General features: G+C 68.1%; 1 protein-coding gene. It reads right to left on the bottom strand.

Annotation, left to right across the window (positions count from 1 at the left end):
• The coding region (locus AC1DWF_RS39175; protein WP_476843764.1) for a pyridoxal-phosphate dependent enzyme at positions 1-501 on the bottom strand (501 nt) is incomplete at both ends.

The following is a 501-nucleotide window of genomic DNA, read 5'->3' as shown; positions in this document are numbered from 1 at the left end:
GTAGTAGGTGTCGTCGACATTCGCGACCCAGTGGCGCAGCGCCTCGTTCATCGCGTCCTTGAGCGTGGCCGCACCGGAGGTCACCGGCACCACCTCGGCGCCGAGCAGCTTCATGCGGAAGACGTTGGGCTTCTGGCGCTCGACATCGACCGCGCCCATGAAGACGGTGCAGGGCAGACCGAAGAGCGCGCAGGCCGTGGCCGTCGCGACGCCATGCTGGCCCGCGCCGGTCTCGGCGATGATGCGCTTTTTGCCCATGCGCTTGGCGAGCAGGATCTGGCCGAGCACGGCGTTGATCTTGTGCGCGCCGGTGTGGTTCAGGTCCTCGCGCTTGAAGTAGACCTTCGCGCCGTCGCCGCGGCGCGGCGCCAGGGAAGCGCAGTGCTGCGTGATGCGCTCGGCGAACCAGAGCGGGCTGGGGCGGCCCACATAATCCTGCAGCAGCCGTCGCCATTCCTTGTCGAAGCCCGGATCCTTCTTGGCTTCGGACAGGGCGGCCTC

Source organism: Aminobacter sp. P4_D5 (assembly GCF_056401815.1).
This window is presented reverse-complemented; position numbering and strand designations above follow the sequence as displayed.